Consider the following 17,858-nt stretch of genomic DNA (forward strand, 5'->3'; position numbering starts at 1 on the left):
TTGTTAGCCGCTCGTTTTGGCGACTTTATTAGGATAACATCTTTCAGATAAGAAGTCAACCTGTTTTTTTAATTTCTTTCCCGCCTACAACAATGTTTCGTCTGTCGCGGCGACAAGATTTAATATATCACGTGAAGGACATAGAGGTCAATAGTTATTTTAAAATTACTTTAAACAAAATAATAAGAGTTTAGAAAGCTTAAAATTGCTCTCTAAACTCTATAAATACAAATATAAAACCTAATTTAAAATAAAGAATTCAATAGCTACCAAGGATGCGATTCCGGGAAGACCGGCTATTCCAGATATCAGGGCAGTGAACGCATTGATCGGAATATGAATGTCATATGAATTTCCGATCGCATTTAGTAAGAACAACAATAGTGCGCCAATACAAAAACGTGTAACTCCGAATCCGATCCAGCGTATCGGCCGCATTGGAGCACCTACAAGCAATAGAACAAAGATGATTGTTCCAAGTATCGCGATTACAGTGATTGGCTCCATCCTTCATACCTCCTATACAATATCCAAGTTATTTATTAGTCAGTGTATGGGAGTTGTCCAAAAAAAAGACCAGCAGTTATTTTAGTCTGCTGGACGTTACGTTTCTTTTTTTTGCTTCTTTTAATAAGAAGAAATATTTAGACTCTGCTAATTGAAGTTTAAAGATAACCTCTTCTGATGGCTCGACACTTCGTTCTACCATTTCTTTTTGATGCATCCAATTAACTTTAAGTTCATCAAGACTTTGAAGCAGCTGTTGATCTCCGGATCGCTTTAAGCGCCCTTTACGGGAAAAAAACATGCAAGCAACCCCTTTGTTAGATTTCTCTTCTTCCTTCAAGCGCTTTAGAAAGCGTTACTTCGTCTGCATATTCCAGGTCCCCGCCTACAGGCAGGCCATGAGCAATACGAGTAATCTTAATACCTGTTGGTTTTAAAAGTCTTGCGATGTACATGGCGGTAGCTTCACCTTCGATATTCGGATCCGTTGCCATAATAATCTCTTGAATACCTTCGTCTGTTAACCGTTTTAAAAGTTCAGCGACTTTAATATCCTCAGGTCCCACCCCATCCATAGGAGAGATGGCACCGTGCAGGACGTGGTAGAGACCGCGGTACTCTTTCATTTTTTCCATCGCAATAACATCCTTGGAATCATGAACCACACAGATTGTTGTGCGGTCTCTGCTGGAATCGTCACAGATCATGCAAGGGTCACGGTCAGTAATATGAAAGCAATTGGAACAATAGATGAGCTGGCGTTTTGCGTTAACAAGTGCACGGCCAAAGTCCAGTACATCATCTTCTTTCATTTCCAATACGAAAAATGCCAGGCGAACCGCCGTTTTCGGTCCGATGCCCGGCAATTTCATAAAGCTTTCAATCAGTTTTGAAATCGGTTCAGGATAATGCATAGGGAAACCCTAGAATAATCCAGGAATGTTTAGCCCTTTAGTGAATTTGCCCATGTCCTGTGATACCATTTCGTCTACTTTTTTAAGTGCGTCATTCGTAGCCGCTAATACAAGGTCTTGGAGCATATCAATATCATCTGGGTCTACAACTTCCTCTTTGATTACGATATCAACGATTTCTTTGTGGCCGTTAGCTTTAACGGTTACCATTCCGCCGCCAGCTGTTCCTTCAATCACTTTATCCTTTAGTTCCTCTTGCGCTTTTGCCATATCACGCTGCATTTTTTGCATCTGTTTCATCATATTGTTCATATTGCCTTTCATCATCTTACACTTCCTCCTTATTCGTTCTCTTCTTTTATCTCAATCAAATCATCGCCAACCAATTTGATCGCCTCTGATATGAGAGGGTCTTCAGTTTTTTCTTTCTCTTCAGAAGATGGCTGGCCTTGCTGTTGTTCTTTAATGAAATCAGCTTTTAGTTTCTGCCATTCCGGATCCAATATGGATAGCATAGACAGGTTCTTTCCTATTGTACTATAAACTGCGCTTTCAACATAGCTTCTGTTGTTCTCTTGAGATGCCATTTGGCGGTGAATTTCATGCTGAAAAGCGAGCAGAAAAATTTGATCTGAACACGCTACTGGCTCAGCTCCCGAAAGAAGAGCATACGCACTTACTTTTTCAGACCGAATCTTATCTAGAATTTCTCCCCACATGCCTTTAAGCTGAACAAGGTTTGGCTTCTTCGCTTTTTTAAGCATTTCTTTGACCTGTGTATGTGATGCTCCACCTTGGCCTCGGATCACTCTTTTTTCTCTCGGTGCTTCTGTTTCTGTTGGAGCTGCTGAACCGTTCGAGGCCCAACCGCTTTCTTTCATTTTCTTCAACTCTTGCTCGAGCTGATCGATTCTTTGCATGAGAGGTTCAACAGAGGAATTATCAACTTGAGGGGATGCACCTTCTTGTTTTTGATAACAAATCTTGATAAACGTCGTCTCTAAAAAGATTTTAGGATGGTTCGTCCATTTCATCTCTTGCTGTGCGGCGTTTAATTGTCCAATAATGGAATAGATATTTTCAGTCGCTGTCGCATCTGCCAATTTTGCAAATGATTCATCTGTAGAAACCCTCTCTAACAGCTCTTCTAGTTGTGGAGCTGTTTTATAAAGAAGCATATCACGATAATAGTAAATGAGGTCTCCTAAAAAACGAACAGGATCTTTTCCTTCTTGCAAAAGTTCAGTTGATAGCGTCAGCGCTTTTGATACATCTTTTTCTAAGAATGCTTCAGCCATGTCAGACAGGTGTTTTTGTGAAGCAGAACCTGTTACAGATAATACATCTTCAACCCTTACCTTATCATCACTGTAAGAAATCGCTTGATCGAGCAAACTTAAAGCATCCCGCATACCGCCTTCAGCAGCGCGCGCAAGTAATTGCAGCGCCTCTTCTTCAACCTCAGTACCGTTGGCATCCACGATTTGCCTCATGCGTCCGATAATGGAGTTTGATGAAATGCGTTTGAAATCAAATCGCTGACAGCGCGATACGATCGTTGCAGGAATCTTATGTGGTTCAGTGGTTGCCAGAATAAAAATTACGTGGCTCGGCGGTTCTTCGAGTGTTTTTAATAATGCGTTAAATGCTCCAGTTGAAAGCATATGTACTTCATCAATGATGTAGACTTTGTATGTGACAGAAGACGGAGCAAACTTTACTTTGTCCCGAATATCACGAATGTCATCTACCCCTGTATTAGAAGCAGCATCAATCTCTAATACATCTGAGATCGTTCCGTTCGTTATCCCTCGGCAAGCATCACATTCATTGCATGGCTCAGATACCGGGGCACGTTCACAGTTAACAGCTTTGGCTATAATTTTTGCCGCACTTGTTTTTCCCGTTCCTCGTGGGCCTGAAAACAGGTAGGCATGGGAAAGCTTGTCCTGCATCAGGGCATTTTGAACCGTTTTTGTTATATGCTCCTGCCCGACCATATCTTCAAAGCTCTGTGGCCTCCATACGCGGTAGAGCGCTTGATAACTCATCCCTTTGCCTCCCTTTTAACACTTTATTCTCTCTTTATTATACTGAAACATTACAAAAAACTCACCCCTGAGACAAGGGTGAGTCAAATGTTTTATATATTAGAATGCCGCGCACCTCTCTTTGGAATAGTCAACCTATGCGTACAAACGCAGTTAGCTCAGTCCAGGTTGCCCCACGGCACACGAAGTGGTCCACTTACTGCTGCTTCCTTCCGGACCTGACAGGGTTCATGGGTCTCCGTTGCGCAGGACCCGGACATCAACACCACTTACGTCCGTCAGACCATACGTTGAACTAGCCGAGGAGAGGAATTCAACCTCGCTACAGCGGATTGCGAGTACAGGGCACCGCTACCTCCCCATCTAGCGCGACAAAGTGTATAACATTGTTAGATGCACAATCGAATGTGCAAGAATTAGTATACTATGCGGATTAAAAAAAATCAACCGTATTAGCCCTAAAGCTCCTTCTTTCGCTCTTCCTTTTCCTTCCTTTTTCTGTCGCGAAGGTTTTTGAAAAAGCTTGAAAGAATCTGACCGCACTCCTCCTCTTTAACACCCGAGGTTACTTCACATTGATGATTAAAGCGATCTTCTTTTAAAAGGTTCATCAATGTCCCTGCGCAGCCTCCTTTAGGATCGGCCGCTCCGTAAACAACTCTGCTTACTCTAGAGAGAACAATAGCTCCTGAACACATCGCACAAGGTTCGAGAGTTACATAAAGTGTCGTTCCTTCTAGTCTCCAGGCTTCTGTCTCCCTGCACGCTTGATCAATCGCTAACAGTTCCGCATGCGCAATTGATCGTTGTTCTGTTTCACGCAGGTTATAAGCACTTGCCACTATATGATCATCTTTTACTATAATAGCGCCAATTGGAACTTCTCCAATATCAGCTGCTTTTTGCGCTTCTTTTATCGCAAGCTCCATATAATATTCGTCTTTTTCTAAGATCTCCATACATTCGCTCCAAAGTTTTAGTTTGTAAGAGATTATACAAGAGGTTTCGCTAATAATAAAGAAAGGAATGATTTTATAAAAAAGCAGTTTAGGGAATCAGGTTTGCTCTTGGAATATAAAACCACTTAAATAGAAACCTAAAAAAGAAAGTGAGGGACATGGTTTGGCAGATCAACAGAAAAATGAAAAGAAAATCCCTGTCGCTATGCTTATTATTGACGTGATTAATGACTTTAATTTCCCAGAAGCGCCGCTTTTGCTAAAAACTTCTGCGCCAATTGCCGATAAGATTGTTGGTTTAAAGAAACGAGCAAAAGAAGCGGACATACCGATCATCTACGTGAATGATAATTTTGGGCAGTGGCAGTCAGATAAGCAAAGGTTGGTGGAATATTGTTCAGCACAAGCTGGAGGGAATTTCGTGAAAGCATTACAGCCAGATGAAGATGACTATTTTGTTATTAAACCGAAGCATTCTGGTTTTTTTTCAACTCCTCTATCCACTTTATTAAATGAATTGGGTATACAAACATTAATCCTGTGCGGTGTAGCAGGAAACATCTGTGTCCTATTTACCGCTAATGATGCTTATATGCGTGGCTTTACACTTTACGCACCATCTGATTGCTCTGCCTCTAATATAAAAGAAGATAATGAAAGGGCATTTCTGCTTATGGAAAAGACATTAAACGCCGATATCACTCCAAGTGAGGAGTTAGATCTTCAGGTGATCATAGAACACGCTGAGAAAGATAAACAAAAAACAATGTTTTAGAAGCTGTTTTATGGAAGTTTTTAACCGATAACCTATCCACCTTTTCCTAACGTATGCTACAATATTCTTTGTCTGTAATTTTTCGTTTGTTATTTGAAAGGGAGGAAAAGGAAGATGAGTTCAACCCCCTTTATCGCAGTTGAAGGGCCGATTGGCGTAGGGAAAACATCACTGGCAAAAGCCATTGCAGAGCACTATAACTTTCAATTATTGAAAGAAATTGTAGAGGAAAATCCTTTTCTCGGAAAATTTTACGACAACATTGATGAGTGGAGTTTTCAAACCGAGATGTTTTTTCTTTGCAACAGGTATAAACAGCTTGAAGAAATTAATGGTCAATTTCTTTCAAAACAGATACCTGTCGTTTCTGATTACCATATTTTCAAGAACCGTATTTTTGCCGGTCGTACGCTAAAAGACGGTCATCTTCACAAATATATGCAGTGCTTCGATATCTTAACAGAAGACATGCCTGTACCAAATATGATCATTTATTTAAATGCGAGTCTGGATACACTGTTAGACCGCGTTCGTAAGCGCGGACGATTTATTGAGCAAAACATGGAGCCCGCTTATTTAGAACAGCTTGCAGCTGATTATGATACATTCATGACTGCGTTTAAGAAAGAACACCCTGAAATTCCGGTGCTGACGTTCAGTGGAGACGAATTAGATTTTGTTGCGTATGAAACGGATAAAGAGAAAATCTTTTCCCTAATCGATGCAACTTTGAAAAAAGGAGAAGTTGCGCGATGAACAAACTAATTCAATACGGAATTCCTAATGATGCTGTTATTACAGTAGCAGGGATGGTCGGAGCAGGTAAATCGACCTTTACGAATGCATTAGCTGAAAAATTAAAGTTTCGTACATCCATGGAAAAAGTGGATAACAACCCATACTTAGAAAACTTTTATCATGATTTTAAACGCTGGAGCTTTCACCTGCAGATTTTCTTTTTAGCTGAACGCTTTAAAGAGCAAAAAAGAATGTTTGATTATGGTGGAGGATTCGTGCAAGACCGTTCTATTTATGAAGATACAGGGATTTTTGCACGTATGCACTTTGATAAGGGAAACATGTCTGAAGTGGATTATGAGACATACACTCACCTATTCGAAGCGATGGTCATGACACCATACTTCCCTCAGCCTGATTGTCTGATTTATTTAGAAGGATCTCTTGATGACATTCTAGCTCGAATTCAAAAACGCGGCCGCAAGATGGAACAAGAAACACCTGTTTCCTATTGGGAAGAAATGTACGACCGCTATGAAAAGTGGATTTCGTCCTTTAATTCTTGTCCTGTGCTGCGCGTAAACATTAACGACTACGATCTTCGAGAAAACCCTGAATCAATTGATCATATCGTTGAAAAAATCGCACAGAAAATCGAAGCGAAACGAGAAGTTCGCTTATAAATGAAAACCCCGGAACTCACCATCATGAGTCCGGGGTTTTGTTATAACTATTTCTTCATCCATTCAGGTTTTCCGAAGCCTTTAAATTCCTTATCAATCACTTCTTCAAACTCTTTGGATTCCACCACTTCTTTAATATCTTTTGCAAAAGTGGAGTCTGTATCTTTCGTGTTTACAACAACACGGTTACGGTACGTATCTGGCATGTTTTCTAATTGGATGGCATCAAGCAAGTCCATTTTAGCAGCAAGAGCAAAGTTACCAGGAACTGCTGCAACATCGGCACTTTGTACAGCACGTGGAAGCTGCGCCGCTTCTAATGGTTTAAACACCAAGTTCTTCGGGTTATCTTGAACATCTTTCTCAGATGCCGTCAGCTGGTTAACCCCTTCTTTGATTGTGATCAGCTTTGCATCTTCAAGCATGATCAAGGTACGCGCTAAGTTAACAGGGTCATTCGGTATCGCTAACGTGCTGCCTTCTTTAATCTCATCAACAGATTTAAATTTATCCGAATATAGCCCCATTGGTGCTGTTGGAACAATGATGAGTTCAGAGAGTTTCAGATTCTTTTCTTTTGCGAAATTCTCCATATAGATTTTGTGCTGAAAAAGGTTAGCGTCTAGGTCCCCTTTAGATAGTGCCATGTTCGGCTGGATGTAATCACTAAATTCGATCACCTTCACTTTGTATCCCTTTTTCTCCAGGGATGGTTTGATCGCCTTATTGACCATGTCTGTATATGGTCCTGCTGTTGCTCCGAGTGTTATTTCCTTGTCTTTCGATGCATCTGATGAAGAAGAGCATCCTGCTAATCCAAAAGCAAGTAATAGCGTTAATAGTGTAAGTATGATTTTTTTCATCGTTGATCCCCTTTTAAAATTGTTTGTAAAAAACTAGATGCCCTTGTATGTTGTTGATTTCCGTTCCATATGCTCGCTTTCCACGGGGCGTGCGGTGAGCCTCCTGCCGCTTTGCGCCTTTAGGAGTCTCCACCTGACCGCTCGTCCCGTAGGAGTCTCGCATCTTCCACTTCAACCAACTTGTCAAAGGAGCCTCGTTAAAACCGATTAAAGACAAATTTATATCGCCATATCTTTTTTGTAAAAAAATTATCTCTTATTCACAGCTTTCGCCACACCGTCTCCGATGACTTGCATCAGCTGAACGATAACAATCAATAAGACGACGGTTGTTATCATGATCGTGTTGTCATATCGATAATAGCCGAAGCGGATTGCAAAGTCTCCGATCCCCCCGCCGCCAACGATACCTGCCATTGCCGAATAGCCTAATAAGCTGATTGCGGTAACTGTTATAGCTTGCACGATACCCGGCTTTGCTTCAGGTAGAAGTACTTCCCGGATGATCATCCAAGGTGTTGCTCCAACAGCAACGGCCGCTTCGATCACACCTTTATCAATCTCACGTAATGACGTCTCAACTAACCGGGCAAAGAACGGAATCGCTGCAACGGATAGAGAAACAGAAGCTGCAGTAGGTCCGATTGTTGTTCCTGTTATCAGCTGTGTCAGCGGAAGCAAAGCAACTAACAGGATGATAAACGGTACAGAGCGAATCAAGTTGACTAAGATTCCTGCCGTTTGTTTGATCAACGCATTTTCAAACAGCAAGCCTTTATCCGTAATAAAAAGGATGATTCCAAGTGGCAGCCCGACGATTAATGAAACTCCTAATGAGATGGCAACCATATATAGCGTTTCAAAAAACGCTTTATTCAAATCTGGCAGGATGTTAAATATTGAATCAAGCAACGTTCTTCACCACCTCAAGGTTTTCTATACGGCTTTCAATATAAGCAATCGCTCGTTTCACTTCTGTCTCATCACCGATCAGTTCCATAATAAAGATTCCGAGCGGCGTTTCCTGGATATATTCAATCTTTCCGTGAAGGATATTTCCTTTGACTTTAAAGTTTTGGAAAAGCTCAGAAACGACAGCTTCTTCTGCAATCGCTCCCTTAAACTGAATCTTGATCACAGTCCCTTTTCTATTCTTCAGTAAAGGTTCAGGCAGATCCATCTGTATGACAGAACTGATGAATGTTTTCGTTAATTCTTTTTTAGGATTTGCAAAAATGTTATACACATCACCTGACTCGATGATCTCGCCGTCCTGCATCACAGCCATACGATGACAAATTTCTTTTACGACCTCCATCTCATGCGTGATGAGTACAATCGTAATTCCTAACTTTTTATTGATCGTTTTTAACAGCGAGAGAATTGATTTTGTTGTATTCGGATCAAGAGCAGATGTAGCTTCATCACAAAGTAATACCTTCGGGTCATTTGCAAGAGCTCTCGCGATTCCAACTCGTTGCTTCTGCCCGCCGCTTAACTGTGAAGGATATTGATCTTTTTGGTTTTCTAATCCGACCATCTTCAAAAGTTCTAAAGTTTTGCGATTAATCTCATCCTTTGTCTTTCCTGCCGCTTTTAAAGCAAACGCGATATTTTCAAAAACCGTTTTTGCACTGATCAGATAAAAGTGCTGAAAGATCATACCGATCTTAAGACGCTCTTCCCGAAGCTCCTTTTTCCCTAACGTTGTAATAGATACTCCATCGATAAGGATGTCTCCGGAAGTTGGTTTCTCCAATAAATTGAGACATCGCAGAAGTGAGCTTTTTCCGGCACCGCTATAACCGACAATTCCGAAGATCTCCCCTTTGTCTATCGAGAGCGACACGTTTTTCACGCCAACAATTTCATTTCCTTTTGCTTTATATATTTTGGTTACTTCTTTAACCTCGATCATCTATCTTCCCCCTCAATATATAAAAAAGCCCTCTTCATTCCATGGAAGAGGGCGAATAAGCGAACATCGACTTATCTTCCAGAATGAACCTATCATCCTGCAGGAAGTGGCACCGTTCCATAATGGAGGTTGCCGGACGTCATAGGGCCTGATCCCTCGGTCTCTCTTAATAAGCATTTCAATATTGAATTAAGTATAGTTGTCATCATACTACCTGTCTAAAAGTTCTGTCAATACTAAATTTTATCACTTTAAAGTGTTAGCGCTTACATTGCAGTAGTGTATAGGAAGCGTTTTTTCGCTATTGTTGCTTTTGAAAGTAGTTGAAGCATCCACCTTTTAGAAAAGAGCATTTGTAAATGACGGAATTGAGTCTGATGAAACTTTATTGAGTCTTTAATGAGATTATTGAGTCTATTTTTAAATTAATGAGTCTAAATAAAAATTATTGAGTCTTTCGGCAAAATTCGACATTAATATATGATAAAAAACACAACAAAAAAACCACCTGATGCGATATCAAGTGGTTTGAATATGTATATGGAGGAGGTAGAGGGATTCGAACCCCCGCGAGTCGTTAAACCCCTGTCGGTTTTCAAGACCGATCCCTTCAGCCGGACTTGGGTATACCTCCGTGTGACTGACAAGAACTATAATAACATGAGGTTAAATATAGTGTCAACGCTTTTTGAGAAAAAAATTCAAAAAAAGAGAGGGGATCTCCCTCTCATCTTTTTACTTAATTACTTCCTTGTTACCCATGTATGGACGAAGCACTTCTGGGATCACAACTGTACCATCTTCTTGCTGGTAGTTTTCCAAGATCGCAGCAACTGTACGTCCGATTGCCAGCCCAGATCCGTTTAGCGTATGAACGAATTCTGGCTTCCCTTTTGCATCTCTGCGGAAACGAATTTGAGCACGGCGCGCTTGGAAGTCTTCAAAGTTAGAGCAAGAAGAAATCTCACGGTACTCGCTATAGCTCGGTAAGTATACTTCAATGTCGTATTTTTTCGCCGCTGTAAAACCTAGATCAGCTGTACACATGCTAAGTACCCGGTAAGGGAGGTTTAGAAGCTGCAATACTTTTTCTGCGTGTCCTGTAAGCTTCTCAAGCTCGTCATAAGAATCTTCTGGTTTAACAAAGCGAACAAGCTCTACTTTGTTAAACTGATGCTGACGGATTAAGCCGCGCGTATCACGTCCTGCAGAACCTGCTTCTGAACGGAAACATGCGCTGAACGCTGCATATGTGATCGGCAGTTCGTCAGCTGTTAAAATCTCTTCACGGTGCATGTTCGTTACAGGAACTTCAGAAGTTGGAATCAAGAAATAGTCTTCTTCTCGAATTTTAAATGCGTCTTCTTCAAACTTTGGCAGCTGTCCTGTACCTGTCATGCTTTGACGATTTACCATGTACGGAGGAAGAACCTCTGTATAACCGTGTTCGTCTTCATGAAGGTCCATCATAAAGTTGATTAAGGCGCGCTCTAATCGTGCTCCAAGACCTTTGTAGAATGCGAATCGGCTTCCTGTAACCTTCGCTCCGCGTTCAAAATCAACGATGTTTAAATCTGTTGCGATATCCCAGTGTGCTTTTGCTTCAAATGCAAACTCAGGTACTTCACCCCAGTGACGAACGGGTACGTTATCATCCTCTGTCTCACCAACTGGAACACTTTCATGCGGCAGGTTAGGCAGCGTCAGCATGATGCCTTGAAGGTCTTCTTCAACTTGACGGAGTTCATCGTCCATCGTTTTAATCTTGTCGCCTACTTCACGCATCTCTGTAATCAGGTGGTCAGCGTCTTTCTTCTCACGCTTAAATTCTGCTACTTGCTTAGAAACTTCATTACGCTTAGATTTTAGAGCTTCCGTCTCACCGATTAATTCCCGGCGGCGTTGGTCTAGTGCCTCAAATTGATCCAATCCAGATAGATCTTCACCACGAGTAGATAACTTTTCTTTTACTTCAGCAAAATTAGCTCGAACAAATTTTAAATCTAACATTTGTTATTCCTCCCTTAGTTTATAAAAATCAAAAAACTCCCGCCCGCTATTCCTAATATGAATTAGAAATAGGGACGAGAGTTAACCCGCGTTGCCACCCTAGTTGCAATGAATGAATGTCCATTGCCGGCTTAATTACATGTAACGGTTCTTCACCGGAAAAGCTTACTGTACGTTCAGCTCTTCACTCGAGGATGGATTCACAAAACGCTTTGATCGGTTTTCACCAGCCACCGACTCTCTAGACAAAGTCATTTTTGCTACTAGTTCCTGTCATTGATTTTTTATAATGATTTTATAGTAATGTACAGTATTTTTTTATTTTATGCAACTACTTCTTTGGCGGATTGTACCATTTTCACAAAAAATTGATGCAAACGGTAGTCGTCCGTCAGTTCCGGATGAAAAGCTGCACACAGGAAATGCCCTTGTTTAGCTGCTACGATTCGGTCGTTGTGTTTAGAAAGAATCTCAACTTCTGGCCCTACTTCAACGATAAAAGGAGCACGGATAAATACACCTGTAAAATCTTCTCCAACACCGTGGATCATAAGGTCTGCTTCAAAACTGTCTACTTGACGCCCGAACGCATTTCGCTCTACCGTCATATCGATCAATTCAAGATGTGCAGTGTCTTGCCCTTGAATGCGTTTTGCCATTAAGATCAATCCTGCACATGTACCAAAGACAGGTTTATTTTGTGCAAATTCCTTTAAAGGCTCAAGAAAACTGTATTTATCGATCAAACGTCGCATCGCTGTACTCTCGCCGCCTGGTATAACCAGGCCATCAAGGCTGATGAGCTCTTCGACACGTTTTACCGCAACTGCCTCAGCACCACTTTCTTCAATCGCTGCAATATGCTCACGTACCGCCCCTTGTAGGGCTAAGACTCCGATTTTCAGCATGGAATTACCAGCCTCGCTCCTGCATACGCTCACCATGAGCTAGTGTGGAAATGTCGATGCCTTTCATTGCTGTTCCTAAACCTTTAGATAGTTCAGCGATTAGCTTGTAGTCTTGGTAGTGAGTTGTAGCTTCTACAATGGCACGAGCAAACTTTTCAGGGTTCTCAGACTTGAAGATTCCTGATCCGACGAATACGCCGTCAGCACCAAGTTCCATCATAAGTGCTGCATCCGCTGGTGTTGCAATTCCGCCTGCTGCGAAGTTAACAACTGGGAGCTTGCCTGCTTTTTTGATTTGAAGAAGAATTTCAAATGGCGCACCTAAGTTCTTCGCTTCAGTCATAAGCTCATCTTCGCTCATAGCAACAACTTTGCGAATTTGCCCTTGAATCATTCTCATGTGACGAACAGCCTCAACAATGTTACCTGTTCCAGGCTCACCTTTTGTACGAAGCATGGATGCACCTTCTGCAATACGGCGTGATGCCTCTCCAAGATCACGAGCACCGCATACGAAAGGAACGGTGTAATCACTCTTCAATAAGTGGAATACTTCGTCTGCCGGTGTTAGTACTTCACTCTCATCGATATAATCAACACCCATTGCTTCAAGCACGCGTGCCTCAACGATATGTCCGATACGCGCTTTTGCCATAACAGGAATAGATACAGCATTCAGAACTTCTTCCGTGATTGTAGGATCTGCCATACGAGCTACGCCGCCTGCTGCACGAATATCTGATGGAACACGTTCAAGTGCCATTACGGCTACGGCTCCTGCAGCTTCAGCAATACGAGCCTGCTCAGCGTTAACAACATCCATAATAACGCCGCCTTTTTGCATTTCTGCCATTCCTCGTTTTACACGTTCAGTACCTGTTTTTAACATGCTTACTACCCCCTGAATTTTATGTGGTGTTACCGAACTTTTTCGGTCGTTTTATATTAAAACTAGTATTCTCATCTATTTTATCGCAAATCATAAAAAGCGCAAGGTCTCTATATTTTCTGAAAAAAGCCCTTTAGCATGAACTAAAGAGCTTTTAAACCGTTATGAAATTAGAACCAGCTCTTAACCATGTCAACGGCTCCAGACCAAAGTCCACCAAAGAAACCACCAACACCTCTAAGTGCAAGTACAAACCAGTTTGCTTTTTCAACAGATTGTGTTGTTACCACTTCTGTTTTTCCTTTTGTATCTCCATTAAGTAAATAGCCATAATCTTCTCCGCTACCCGTATACTCAATTTTGATATGGCCGACTACTTCACCTTTTTTAACGGGAGCAGTCAGTTCGCCGTCCTTTGTCATCTTCTTTTTATCTAAAACAAATTTAGGCTTATAGTTTTCTTTTTCTCCTCTTTTGATCACCATTGAAAGAGGTTCTTTCGTAGCAACTTTTACTTCTTTTTCTTTACCCTTAACGATAGAAACCGTTTTGTTTCCTTTTACTTGATAGTTCTTAGGTAGGATCTGCTCTTTTTCAAAGTTTGCAAAACCAAAGTCAAATAACTTTTTTGTTTCGTCAAATCGCGCTAAACGCGTATCAGTTTTCATAACTACCGAGATAAGGCGTGTATCCCCCTGTTTGATCGTACCTGTAAAACAGTTACCTGCAAGATCAGTAGAACCCGTTTTCAGCCCGTCAACCCCGTTATAACCTTTGATAAGGGATGGAAGCATCCAGTTCCAGTTTTCCATACGAATTTCATCATCCGTACCTTCGCGGAATTTTAACCGAGGAATGCTAGCTGTTTCTAATACTTCTGGATGATCTTTAAGCAAGCTGTATGCAAGGATTGCCGTTGCACGAGCGCTCATCATATTCTCGTCTGTTTCACTGCCTGAATTATGGTTGCCAAACAGATCTTTATTGTTAAGACCTGTAGAGTTAACAAAGTTATAATCCTTCATGCCTAGTTCTTTTGCTTTGGCATTCATTCTTTTTACGAATTCACCTTCTGAACCCGCAATGAGTTCAGCTAATGCGATCGTTGCTCCATTTGCAGAGTAAATCGCCATCGCCTGATACAACTCTTTAACCGTATATTTATCATCTACACGTAAGGGTACGTTAGACAATGTTCGATTTTGAGAAATCTTGTGGGCATATTCAGAAATATTCGTTTTCTGATCCCAAGAAATCTTTTTCTTGTCAATTGATTCTAGCAATAAGTATTCAGTCATCATCTTACTCATACTTGCTGGAGCGAGTAACTTATCAGCATTTTTCTGATATAATATCTTTCCTGTTTCTGCATCCACCAATATAGCACCTTCAGCCTTTACATCTAAAGATGGTGCTGCACTTGCTGATTTTGAAAATCCTAGTAAGTTCGTTGTAAAAAACGAAAAGATTAGTGTCAACACTAAAAGTTGTTTTATCTTGCTGTTCAAAAAACTGCACCTCCAAACCCATTTACACACAAAAGTTATTGTAACATACACATTTTCAAAAAAATAGACAGAGGTTATACCTCTGTCTTAAAAATGTGTCTTTAGACTGAATAATTTGGTGCTTCTTTCGTAATTTGAACTTGGTGCGGGTGACTCTCTCGAAGACCTGCACCCGTAATTTTTACAAAACGGGAATCATTTTGAAGTTCATCAATTGTTGCTGTTCCGCAGTAACCCATACCAGAACGAATACCGCCAATAAGCTGATAAACTGTATCCGCAAGAGGCCCTTTGTACGGCACGCGTCCCTCAATGCCTTCTGGAACAAGCTTCTTATTATTTTCCTGGAAATATCGGTCGCTGCTTCCGCGTTCCATCGCTCCAACAGAACCCATACCGCGATACACTTTAAACTGGCGCCCTTGGAAGATTTCACGCTCTCCTGGACTCTCTGATACCCCTGCAAGCATGCTGCCAAGCATTACAGCATTTCCGCCTGCTGCGATTGCTTTAACAATGTCTCCAGAGTATTTAATACCGCCATCTGCAATGATTGGCACTCCATATTTCTTAGCTTCTGTCGCACAATCATAAACAGCTGTAACTTGTGGTACACCTACACCTGCTACAACACGTGTCGTACAGATTGATCCAGGTCCGATACCTACCTTAACTACACTTGCTCCAGCTTCGATCAGATCACGTGTAGCCTCTGCCGTCGCAACGTTACCAGCAATGATGGTTAATTCAGGATAAGCTTGTCTTACTTCACGCACTTTTTGAAGTACACCTTCAGAGTGCCCGTGTGCAGTATCAATAACAATTGCATCCACGCCTGCATCTACCAGTTTTTCTACGCGAAGAAGCGCATCCTTCGTAACACCAACAGCAGCCCCTACAAGTAAACGTCCTTGAGAGTCTTTAGCTGAGTTAGGGAATTCAATAACTTTTTCAATATCCTTGATCGTGATCAAACCTTGCAGGACTCCTTCATCATCCACTAGAGGAAGCTTCTCGATTTTATATTGCTGAAGAGTTTTCTCAGCTTCTTTTAAAGTAGTACCCACTGGCGCAGTCACTAAGTTTTCTTTAGTCATAACATCTGAAATTTTAATGGAATAGTCTTGAACGAAACGCAAGTCACGGTTCGTTAAAATCCCTACGAGCTTCTTATCTGCATCCACAATAGGTACACCACTGATGCGGTATTTGCCCATTAAGTGTTCTGCATCAAATACTTGATGTTCGGGTGTCAGGTAGAACGGATTTGTAATAACGCCACTTTCAGAACGTTTAACACGATCGATCTGTTCCGCTTGTTCTTCAATAGACATGTTCTTGTGTACGATACCTAGTCCACCTTGACGAGCCATGGCAATCGCCATGTTAGCTTCTGTTACCGTGTCCATCCCAGCACTGATAATTGGAATGTTCAACTGTACCGAATCAGATAACCTCGTTTTAATTGACACTTCACCAGGCAGAACTGAAGACTTTGCTGGAATTAATAATACATCATCAAATGTTAAACCTTCTTTTGCAAACTTATCTTGCCACATACCTTAACCACCCCTTCAAATTTATCATCCTGAAAAATATTATTTGTAGATTATCAACTGGGTAAACTAGTGTCAAGGAATACAAAATATGTTCGATTTTTCAAAAAATTTACTAACAGAGGATTGTTTAACAAATGACGATGCAATATGATACGTGGACGCTGTTTGATATGTTCTTTTCCTCTCAAAAAACACAGCATTTTCTAAGCAAGCAATATGAAAAACTAAACATGGAAGACAGCAATGGAAAAAGTTTTGATAACACTTATGGATTTATTTACTATATTGAACATGGAAAAAAATATTATAAATTAGCAGATCAAGCCCCCATGGAATTAAAACCTGTTCTTCTGTTTTACGGCATGACTCAACTCATGAAGGCTTGTATATTGTGTGCAGATCCTGATTATCCGGATTCAAGCGCTGTCCTGGCACACGGGCTCTCGACAAGAAAAAGAAAGAAAAGAAGTTATGAATTTCTTTATGATGAAGTGAAAGTACAAAAGACTGGGCTGTTTAATCATTTTTGTGAAAAAATGTTTCACATGAAACACGTGGAAGGTGAAAAATTTACGATGATTCATCTTTTACAAACACTGCCTGAATTAGTACCTCTGTTTAAACAAATGTCTGGTGAAGTTCATCTCGTTCAAATGCGCAAAGAAAACAAGATGACGTTTTGTCTCCCCCAAAAATCAAATGACCATTTACATATGTCAGCAGAGAGGTTTCTTGAGTATACAAACTCGTTGTTCTTGGAAAAATTCTCGGTCGATTGGAATAAAGACCATTCTGAATTTCGCCTTCAATCAAAGGGCAAGTTAAAACCTTTTGATTGTTTTCCGTTATCTTATCATCTTTTTGAAAATACGTATTACTTTCCGGTGAACAGAGAATTACTAAACTCCGCAGAACTTAACGAGTTTATGGTTCACTATGTGGTTCTATACAACTTAAGCATGCTTAGTAGATACGACACTGAATGGTGGAGTGAACTCTTCCATACATATACTTCAGAAGAATTACCCTATATTAAGCAATTCTTAAACATCACCGCTCAAAAGATGCCGTATCTTTTTGGTGTGATGCTGCAGTTGCGGAGTTAGTAAATATAGTTAGTTGGGGGATTGAGTTAGTAGTGTGTACGCTATTTTTTCGGTATTAGCGCTGTCGAAAATCCAATAAAAAAAGTTTATCTGTGAAATGATGAAGCTTATCCGTGAATATTTGGAGGATTACCGTGAATAAAAACGGAATTACCGTGAAATTATGTTTGGTTGGGTTGATGTGGAGAGGGGATATTTTTGTTTTGAAGGTGAGACCAGGAGTGTTTTGGCTAGGCTATTGCCTCGATGATAGTGGTAAGAGCCGTAGTGATGCTTTTGGTTGGATTTTTGATGCTTCTGCTGAAAGAATATAGCAGGATGGAAGATGGCTGGGGCCATCTTCTTTCTATTGTTATGGTTTTAAGACCTTGCTTGGGGCAAATAAGATACTCTAAGAATACGGGGTGAGGTATTATGGTTCAGGAATTGAGTCTTTTTGAGGGAGAATTAAGTCTAAAACGTAAAAATTA

Annotated in this window: 19 protein-coding genes, 1 tRNA gene, 1 other RNA gene, 1 riboswitch and 1 other annotated feature; of the genes, 5 read left to right on the forward strand and 16 right to left on the reverse strand. The window is 40.9% G+C overall.

The annotated features are described in order from the left end of the window. Positions 1-240: 240 nt before the first annotated feature. The 7 genes from AWM68_RS13295 to tadA all read right to left on the reverse strand — a co-directional run bounded on the left by AWM68_RS13295 (position 241) and on the right by tadA (position 4,431). On the reverse strand, positions 241-507 hold the full coding sequence (locus AWM68_RS13295; protein WP_066242582.1) for a pro-sigmaK processing inhibitor BofA family protein: 267 nt from the start codon (positions 505-507) through the stop codon (positions 241-243). A gap of 76 nt (positions 508-583) precedes the next feature. Next, a complete protein-coding gene (locus AWM68_RS13300) occupies positions 584-808 on the reverse strand; it encodes a YaaL family protein (protein WP_066242585.1) in 225 nt (74 codons plus the stop codon). Between the two features lie 16 nt (positions 809-824). Then, entirely contained in the window at positions 825-1,421 is a 597-nt protein-coding gene (recR, locus tag AWM68_RS13305) for a recombination mediator RecR (protein WP_066242586.1), read from the reverse strand. Between the two features lie 9 nt (positions 1,422-1,430). Further along, positions 1,431-1,748: a YbaB/EbfC family nucleoid-associated protein gene (locus AWM68_RS13310; protein ID WP_289493778.1), complete on the reverse strand. Its 318-nt coding sequence runs from the start codon at positions 1,746-1,748 to the stop codon at positions 1,431-1,433. Between the two features lie 14 nt (positions 1,749-1,762). Beyond that, the gene (gene dnaX / locus AWM68_RS13315; RefSeq protein ID WP_066242589.1) at positions 1,763-3,472 is read right to left on the reverse strand and encodes a DNA polymerase III subunit gamma/tau; all 1,710 of its coding nucleotides are present in this window, start codon (positions 3,470-3,472) and stop codon (positions 1,763-1,765) included. A 107-nt stretch (positions 3,473-3,579) separates the two neighbouring features. Then, positions 3,580-3,844, reverse strand: an RNA gene (gene ffs, locus AWM68_RS13320) — signal recognition particle sRNA large type. Between the two features lie 86 nt (positions 3,845-3,930). Continuing rightward, positions 3,931-4,431, reverse strand: coding sequence for a tRNA adenosine(34) deaminase TadA (gene tadA / locus AWM68_RS13325; RefSeq protein ID WP_066242592.1), 501 nt, complete (start codon positions 4,429-4,431; stop codon positions 3,931-3,933). A gap of 163 nt (positions 4,432-4,594) precedes the next feature. Between tadA and AWM68_RS13330 the strand changes: the two genes are divergently transcribed. From AWM68_RS13330 to AWM68_RS13340, 3 genes are all read left to right on the forward strand, one after another. Further along, entirely contained in the window at positions 4,595-5,206 is a 612-nt protein-coding gene (locus AWM68_RS13330; RefSeq protein WP_231868429.1) for a cysteine hydrolase family protein, read from the forward strand. A gap of 114 nt (positions 5,207-5,320) precedes the next feature. Beyond that, entirely contained in the window at positions 5,321-5,962 is a 642-nt protein-coding gene (locus AWM68_RS13335) for a deoxynucleoside kinase (RefSeq protein ID WP_066242595.1), read from the forward strand. Continuing rightward, positions 5,959-6,627 carry a deoxynucleoside kinase gene (locus AWM68_RS13340; RefSeq protein ID WP_066242597.1) on the forward strand — a complete coding sequence of 223 codons (669 nt, stop codon included), beginning with the start codon at positions 5,959-5,961 and terminating at the stop codon, positions 6,625-6,627. The genes AWM68_RS13335 and AWM68_RS13340 overlap by 4 nt, the downstream gene beginning before the upstream one ends. Positions 6,628-6,674: 47 nt before the next feature. Here AWM68_RS13340 and AWM68_RS13345 read toward each other — a convergent pair whose 3' ends face one another. From AWM68_RS13345 to guaB, 9 genes are all read right to left on the reverse strand, one after another. Further along, positions 6,675-7,490 carry a MetQ/NlpA family ABC transporter substrate-binding protein gene (locus AWM68_RS13345; protein WP_066242599.1) on the reverse strand — a complete coding sequence of 272 codons (816 nt, stop codon included), beginning with the start codon at positions 7,488-7,490 and terminating at the stop codon, positions 6,675-6,677. 249 nt (positions 7,491-7,739) lie between these two features. Next, positions 7,740-8,402, reverse strand: a complete 663-nt coding sequence (locus AWM68_RS13350; RefSeq protein WP_066242603.1) for a methionine ABC transporter permease — start codon at positions 8,400-8,402, stop codon at positions 7,740-7,742. Further along, positions 8,395-9,408 (reverse strand): methionine ABC transporter ATP-binding protein, encoded by a 1,014-nt coding sequence (locus tag AWM68_RS13355; RefSeq protein WP_066242605.1) that lies wholly within the window; start codon positions 9,406-9,408, stop codon positions 8,395-8,397. Before AWM68_RS13355 ends, AWM68_RS13350 begins: the two co-directional genes overlap by 8 nt. Positions 9,409-9,476: 68 nt before the next feature. Then, a riboswitch (SAM riboswitch) is annotated at positions 9,477-9,584 on the reverse strand. A gap of 365 nt (positions 9,585-9,949) precedes the next feature. Beyond that, a tRNA-Ser gene (locus AWM68_RS13360) sits at positions 9,950-10,042 on the reverse strand. A 101-nt stretch (positions 10,043-10,143) separates the two neighbouring features. Beyond that, positions 10,144-11,418: a serine--tRNA ligase gene (serS, locus tag AWM68_RS13365; protein WP_066242607.1), complete on the reverse strand. Its 1,275-nt coding sequence runs from the start codon at positions 11,416-11,418 to the stop codon at positions 10,144-10,146. Positions 11,419-11,485: 67 nt separating this feature from the next. Next, positions 11,486-11,704 (reverse strand) — a binding site (T-box leader). Between the two features lie 37 nt (positions 11,705-11,741). Beyond that, positions 11,742-12,326, reverse strand: a complete 585-nt coding sequence (pdxT, locus tag AWM68_RS13370) for a pyridoxal 5'-phosphate synthase glutaminase subunit PdxT (RefSeq protein ID WP_066242609.1) — start codon at positions 12,324-12,326, stop codon at positions 11,742-11,744. A gap of 4 nt (positions 12,327-12,330) precedes the next feature. Next, positions 12,331-13,215 carry a pyridoxal 5'-phosphate synthase lyase subunit PdxS gene (pdxS, locus tag AWM68_RS13375; protein ID WP_066242612.1) on the reverse strand — a complete coding sequence of 295 codons (885 nt, stop codon included), beginning with the start codon at positions 13,213-13,215 and terminating at the stop codon, positions 12,331-12,333. 170 nt (positions 13,216-13,385) lie between these two features. Further along, positions 13,386-14,696 (reverse strand): D-alanyl-D-alanine carboxypeptidase family protein, encoded by a 1,311-nt coding sequence (locus AWM68_RS13380; RefSeq protein ID WP_066242633.1) that lies wholly within the window; start codon positions 14,694-14,696, stop codon positions 13,386-13,388. A gap of 128 nt (positions 14,697-14,824) precedes the next feature. After that, positions 14,825-16,282, reverse strand: a complete 1,458-nt coding sequence (gene guaB, locus AWM68_RS13385; protein ID WP_066242616.1) for an IMP dehydrogenase — start codon at positions 16,280-16,282, stop codon at positions 14,825-14,827. A 134-nt stretch (positions 16,283-16,416) separates the two neighbouring features. Here guaB and AWM68_RS13390 point away from each other — a divergent pair, with 134 nt between their 5' ends. Continuing rightward, positions 16,417-17,388, forward strand: a complete 972-nt coding sequence (locus AWM68_RS13390) for a YaaC family protein (RefSeq protein ID WP_066242619.1) — start codon at positions 16,417-16,419, stop codon at positions 17,386-17,388. Between the two features lie 134 nt (positions 17,389-17,522). Then, positions 17,523-17,702: a hypothetical protein gene (locus AWM68_RS13395; protein ID WP_066242624.1), complete on the forward strand. Its 180-nt coding sequence runs from the start codon at positions 17,523-17,525 to the stop codon at positions 17,700-17,702. Positions 17,703-17,858 lie beyond the last annotated feature (156 nt).

The sequence above is a fragment of the Fictibacillus phosphorivorans genome, from assembly GCF_001619875.1.
GTDB classification, from domain to species: Bacteria; Bacillota; Bacilli; order Bacillales; family Fictibacillaceae; genus Fictibacillus; species Fictibacillus phosphorivorans_B.

Coding starts and splice junctions, on each gene's coding strand:
- pdxT (WP_066242609.1), bottom strand. CDS start 12,326: ATGCTGAAAATCGGAGTCTTAGCCCTACAAGGGGCGGTACGTGAGCAT.
- AWM68_RS13345 (WP_066242599.1), bottom strand. CDS start 7,490: ATGAAAAAAATCATACTTACACTATTAACGCTATTACTTGCTTTTGGA.
- guaB (WP_066242616.1), bottom strand. CDS start 16,282: ATGTGGCAAGATAAGTTTGCAAAAGAAGGTTTAACATTTGATGATGTA.
- AWM68_RS13310 (WP_289493778.1), bottom strand. CDS start 1,748: ATGATGAAAGGCAATATGAACAATATGATGAAACAGATGCAAAAAATG.
- serS (WP_066242607.1), bottom strand. CDS start 11,418: ATGTTAGATTTAAAATTTGTTCGAGCTAATTTTGCTGAAGTAAAAGAA.
- tadA (WP_066242592.1), bottom strand. CDS start 4,431: ATGGAGATCTTAGAAAAAGACGAATATTATATGGAGCTTGCGATAAAA.
- recR (WP_066242586.1), bottom strand. CDS start 1,421: ATGCATTATCCTGAACCGATTTCAAAACTGATTGAAAGCTTTATGAAA.
- dnaX (WP_066242589.1), bottom strand. CDS start 3,472: ATGAGTTATCAAGCGCTCTACCGCGTATGGAGGCCACAGAGCTTTGAA.
- AWM68_RS13340 (WP_066242597.1), top strand. CDS start 5,959: ATGAACAAACTAATTCAATACGGAATTCCTAATGATGCTGTTATTACA.
- AWM68_RS13390 (WP_066242619.1), top strand. CDS start 16,417: ATGACGATGCAATATGATACGTGGACGCTGTTTGATATGTTCTTTTCC.
- pdxS (WP_066242612.1), bottom strand. CDS start 13,215: ATGTTAAAAACAGGTACTGAACGTGTAAAACGAGGAATGGCAGAAATG.
- AWM68_RS13355 (WP_066242605.1), bottom strand. CDS start 9,408: ATGATCGAGGTTAAAGAAGTAACCAAAATATATAAAGCAAAAGGAAAT.
- AWM68_RS13335 (WP_066242595.1), top strand. CDS start 5,321: ATGAGTTCAACCCCCTTTATCGCAGTTGAAGGGCCGATTGGCGTAGGG.
- AWM68_RS13295 (WP_066242582.1), bottom strand. CDS start 507: ATGGAGCCAATCACTGTAATCGCGATACTTGGAACAATCATCTTTGTT.
- AWM68_RS13300 (WP_066242585.1), bottom strand. CDS start 808: ATGTTTTTTTCCCGTAAAGGGCGCTTAAAGCGATCCGGAGATCAACAG.